Raw genomic sequence first — 5,008 nt, forward strand, 5'->3', positions numbered from 1 at the left:
GGCTCTATAATATTTGTTGGGGTTGTCCTACAATTTGTATGCAAAAAAATACACGCATACATCCAATTCTTTTATACTTGAATTGTCGAGAAACAAGTAAAGAAATGGAGATGCGTGTATATGAATTTTAACATTTCTATTCCAGGATTAAAAGATGTGCTGGTAAAAAACGTAGAAGAAGTAGGAGAATATATTCATGTTTATGTAGAGATGGAGCGTAAACCGCACTGTTGTCCAAAGTGTGGCAGTCAAACCAATCGAATTCATGATTATCGCATTCAAAAAATCAAACATTTGAAGTGGTTTGAACGAAAAACGCTGTTGTTCTATAAAAGAAGAAGATATGTTTGTGCTTGCGGAAAGCGATTCTCTGAAATGAACACGTTTGTAGAGTGTTATCAGCGTAGTACGATCGAATGGAACCAGGCAATTGCAATCAAAGCAATAAAAGGAAAAACATATAAAGAGACGGCAGAAGTTTATGGAACATCCCCAACAACAGTTGTTCGTCGTTTCGATCAAATAGCCAAAGAAGCAATTCATCCGGTCACAGAGCTGCCAAAAGTGATAGCTATTGATGAGTACAAAGGCGATACCAAGGAAGGGAAATATCAATTAATTATAGCTAATGGAATCACAAGAGAACCAATTGACATTCTTCCAAATCGGTATAAAAAAACGATTAAACGGTACCTTCAAAAACATGGAGCGCAAGTACAAATCGTAATCATGGATATGAGTCCATCCTTTAAAGCAGCTGTACAAGAAGCTCTGGGTAAACCAGTTATTGTAGCGGACAGGTTTCATTTTTGTCGATATATTTATTGGGCATTAGATAAGGTTAGGCGACGTGTCCAACAAAACTTTCATGCGTATGATCGTAAGAAGTGTAAGAGAATGAAACATGTCTTTCATAAAGCAAAAGATAAGTTAAATAATGAAGAACGTTGGCTTCTAGAGAGATATCTATCTATGTCGGAAGAATTAAAGCAGGCCTATGAACTGAAAGAAGCCTTTCGAGCATGGTTTACAAGGGCTAAAGAAATTGGAAGCACACAAATTAAGAAGGTCAAATATGAACTCGAACAACTTTTAATAAGATTTAAAACCGAAGGTATTTTAGAGATGTCTGATGTAATAAAGACATTCAAGAATTGGCAGACGGAGATACTCAACAGCTTTGTGTACAATTACTCAAATGGTTTTCTTGAGGGGATTAACAATTCCACCAAAGTAATCAAACGAAACGCATTTGGATTTAGAAGTTTTGAGCGCTTTCGTGCCAAGATATTATTAACACATCAATTTAAGGGAATTGGAATACATGTTGGATAAAAACTAGAGAATGAACATTTGTATGTTTGGAGGGTCTAAGACCTTCCAAACATACAAATGCCACCAAGCTTAAGCGCGGTAGCCTAGTATTTTACCCCAACAATTGACTTAGAACCATTTTTTTTTGTCGTTTTTATCAACAAGCTTTATGAAAGTAGCTCTCTTTATTTATGAAATAGATACTTGCTTGATAGCTATTAAGAATTGCCAAAGGAAGAAGGCAAATTCCTTTCTATTGATAATAGGCTTTCATAGGACCTTTTGATAAAATAGAATTAGGTAAAAATTGAAGGACTAACTTTTAGTGTGGAAAGAGAATGGATATAATATTTTTTTAGTGATTGCTCGATGGATTAGAAAGGATCGTGAGTTGTGTGGAGAAAGTTTTGGAACAGGAAAAAGGGCAGGATTATTTAGCTATTATTGCAAAAGAACAGAATGTATCGATTAAACAGGTGAAAAGTGTTATTGCGCTAATAGAAGATGGGAATACAGTTCCTTTTATTGCTCGATACAGAAAAGAACAAACAGGAGCACTAGATGAAGTGCAGATTAAGGATATTATCGATCGCTATACATATATTCAAAACCTAGCTCAAAGAAAAGAAGAAGTTATACGTTTAATCGAAGAGCAAGGCAAGCTGACAGAAGAATTGCAAAATAATATTATGAAGGCAATCAAGCTCCAGGAAGTAGAAGATTTATATCGTCCATATAAACAAAAACGCCGTACGAAAGCTACTATTGCGAAAGAAAAAGGATTAGAACCTTTTGCGGACTGGTTATTAAGTCTGACAAAGGAAAAATCGTTGGATGAGGAAGCCTGTAAATATATATCCGAAGAAAAAGAAGTATTAACAATTGAAGATGTGATCAATGGTGCGAAAGATATTTTAGCAGAGCGCATATCAGATGATGCAGAGAGTAGAAAGTGGATTAGAAACAAGACGATGCTTACTGGGAAAGTTCAAACTAGCTCTAAAAAGTTAGAGAAGGACGAAAAAAATATTTATGAAATGTATTATGAATATGAAGAGCCAGTAAATAAAATTGTTCCTCATCGTACACTAGCTGTAAATCGAGGAGAAAAAGAAGATATCTTAAAAGTAGCTATCAGTGCTCCAACAGATGTAATAATAGAATACTTAGAGAAAAAGTGGATAAAAAATGAGTATTCTCCTGCAACAGTAATTATGAAAGAAGCAATAGAAGATGGTTATAAACGTCTTATTCAGCCGTCTATTGAGAGGGAAATAAGAAATGAGTTAACAGAAAAGGCTGAGGAGCAGGCAATACATATTTTCTCGGAAAATCTTAGAAATCTATTATTACAGCCACCCCTTAAAGGGAAAATGGTTCTCGGAGTGGACCCAGCTTATCGGACAGGCTGTAAATTAGCTGTAGTCGATGAAACGGGGAAAGTATTAGAAATAGGAGTAATTTATCCCCATCCACCAGTGTCCAAAAGAGCAGATGCAGCTGCAAAGTTTCAAAGCATTCTTGATCGCTATCATATTGAAATGGTTGCAGTGGGGAATGGTACTGCTTCGAGAGAAACAGAACAATTTGTTGCTGAGATGCTAAATAAGCAGAATAAAGAGATTTATTATTTAATCGTAAATGAAGCTGGAGCTAGTGTTTATTCAGCTTCCGAAATTGCAAGAGAAGAATTCCCGGATTTTCAAGTGGAAGAAAGAAGCGCAGTGTCTATTGCGAGGAGATTACAAGATCCATTAGCAGAATTAGTGAAAATCGATCCAAAATCTGTAGGTGTTGGTCAATATCAACATGATGTATCACAAAAAAAATTAGCGGAATCATTACATTTTGTTGTAGAAACAGCAGTTAACCAAGTTGGAGTTAATGTAAATACTGCATCGTCTTCTTTACTGCAATATGTTGCTGGCCTTTCCAAGGCTGTTGCTAATAATATCGTAAAAAAACGAGAAGAAGAAGGTAAATTCAGCAATCGCAAACAATTAAAGAAGATACCACGTTTAGGGGCTAAAACATATGAGCAAGCTATCGGCTTTTTGCGCGTATTAGATGGGGAAGAGCCTTTAGATCGAACTGGCATCCACCCTGAACATTACGGTGAAGTAATGAAACTTCTATCTAAATTAGGATTTAAGTCACAAGATATCGGCACTCCTGAATTAAAGGAAGTACTAACAAAAGTTGAAATGAAGGATATTGCACAAGAACTTAATATTGGAGAACTTACATTAAAAGATATTATTGATGCATTGGTTCGTCCATCTCGAGATCCACGGGAAGACCTTCCTGCACCATTATTGCGAAAAGATGTATTAAAACTAGAAGATTTACAAACGGGAATGGAATTACAAGGTACGGTTCGAAATGTAGTCGATTTTGGTGCATTTGTAGATATTGGAGTTAAACAAGATGGTTTAGTTCATATTTCTAAGTTGAGCAATAAGTTTGTTAAGCATCCACTTGATATAGTAAGTGTAGGGGATGTAGTTACTGTTTGGGTAGACAGTGTAGATCAAAATAAAGGAAGAGTTGCGCTTACTATGTTAAGTCCAAAAGACGAGAAATAATAAAGAAGGATCGCCTGTTTTTTAAGCGTGGAAATACAGGTGATCCTAATTTTTAGGAGTAAAGGATTTTTACACATAATCGAGCACTAAAGGATAGCTAACTTGGAGTATTTTTACGGCAATAGTAATACCAGCATTGATTTAATAGCTTTACTTGATAGCTGTTTTTTTCAAAGAAGGCTTTTTTAATTTGGTTTTGTAACCAATTAGGCATTATATTCACTCCTTGTTGTAATCATTAAACTCGGTTAAGAACGAAAAATCGTTCCTTCCACTTTCTTGAAATATCCATCAATAGCGCACTTCTCTCTATAATATAATGGATAAGAAAATGTTTTGATTTGGACGGTGTTATATCATTCGATAAGATTTAGTAAGGTATAAGTTTATTGTATGCTATAATAGTTTGTCTTGTTGAGGAGGGATAAACGGATCAATGACAAATGAAGAATTACAAAGATTAGTTGAGGATATTTCTTGGAAGTATTTTGAAAGAAAGTTTGAACATGAAGCATCTTTTAATCTTAGATTAAGAACTACTGGGGGAAGGTATTTATTAAACACTCATAATATTGAAATTAATAAAACGTATTATGAGGTATTGGGATTAGAGGAGTTAATAGGTATTATTAAGCATGAATTATGTCATTATCATCTTCATTTATTAAACAGAGGATATCAACATAAGGATGCTGATTTTAAGACGCTTCTTAAAAGAGTAGGTGGTCCTAGGTTTTGTTCTTCTCTACCAGCTGAAAGGAAGAAAGGGCAATCGAAGAGAGTTCTTATTTATTCTTGTGTTTCATGTCAACAAAAATATACTAGGAAAAAAAGAATGGACATAAGAAAGTATGTTTGTGGAAAATGTAGAGGAAGATTAAAATTAGAAGAAATAATTAGTGTTGATAAGTGATTTTCAATGAGGAATTTTATTTTCGAAAAAAGTTTTGAAAGGTGCTTGACTTATTATTTATATGTCCTTATAATGTAAAGAGTCGACAAGAGAGCAACTTGTTAATGCAACTGCTGGCAACTGTCTCGTTAGATAGTTGGACAAGTCGATGGATATTATTCCGCAGTAGCTCAGTGGTAGAGCATTCGGCTGTTAA

Annotated in this window: 4 protein-coding genes; 3 read left to right on the top strand and 1 reads right to left on the bottom strand. The window is 34.8% G+C overall.

Annotated features, from left to right (window positions below; all coding sequences use genetic code 11):
* Positions 1-114: 114 nt before the first annotated feature.
* Together ADJ83_RS12750 and ADJ83_RS12755 are read left to right on the top strand one after the other, a co-directional pair.
* Complete coding sequence (locus ADJ83_RS12750) at positions 115-1,335, top strand: ISL3 family transposase (RefSeq protein ID WP_081836520.1); 1,221 nt, start codon at positions 115-117, stop codon at positions 1,333-1,335.
* 374 nt (positions 1,336-1,709) lie between these two features.
* Positions 1,710-3,899 carry a Tex family protein gene (locus tag ADJ83_RS12755; RefSeq protein WP_031540175.1) on the top strand — a complete coding sequence of 730 codons (2,190 nt, stop codon included), beginning with the start codon at positions 1,710-1,712 and terminating at the stop codon, positions 3,897-3,899.
* Positions 3,900-3,996: 97 nt separating this feature from the next.
* Here the strand turns inward: ADJ83_RS12755 and cmpA are convergent, their stop codons facing one another.
* The gene (gene cmpA, locus ADJ83_RS25235; RefSeq protein ID WP_109767903.1) at positions 3,997-4,113 is read right to left on the bottom strand and encodes a cortex morphogenetic protein CmpA; all 117 of its coding nucleotides are present in this window, start codon (positions 4,111-4,113) and stop codon (positions 3,997-3,999) included.
* Positions 4,114-4,335: 222 nt separating this feature from the next.
* Here cmpA and ADJ83_RS12760 point away from each other — a divergent pair, with 222 nt between their 5' ends.
* Positions 4,336-4,812: a SprT family protein gene (locus tag ADJ83_RS12760; protein ID WP_031540176.1), complete on the top strand. Its 477-nt coding sequence runs from the start codon at positions 4,336-4,338 to the stop codon at positions 4,810-4,812.
* Positions 4,813-5,008 lie beyond the last annotated feature (196 nt).

The sequence above is a fragment of the Bacillus sp. 522_BSPC genome (genome assembly GCF_001076885.1).
Taxonomy (GTDB): domain Bacteria; phylum Bacillota; class Bacilli; order Bacillales; family Cytobacillaceae; genus Niallia; species Niallia hominis.

Excerpts from the sequence above, each read along its gene's own strand:
- cmpA (WP_109767903.1), bottom strand. The coding sequence starts at position 4,113 with ATGCCTAATTGGTTACAAAACCAAATTAAAAAAGCCTTCTTTGAAAAA.
- ADJ83_RS12760 (WP_031540176.1), top strand. The coding sequence starts at position 4,336 with ATGACAAATGAAGAATTACAAAGATTAGTTGAGGATATTTCTTGGAAG.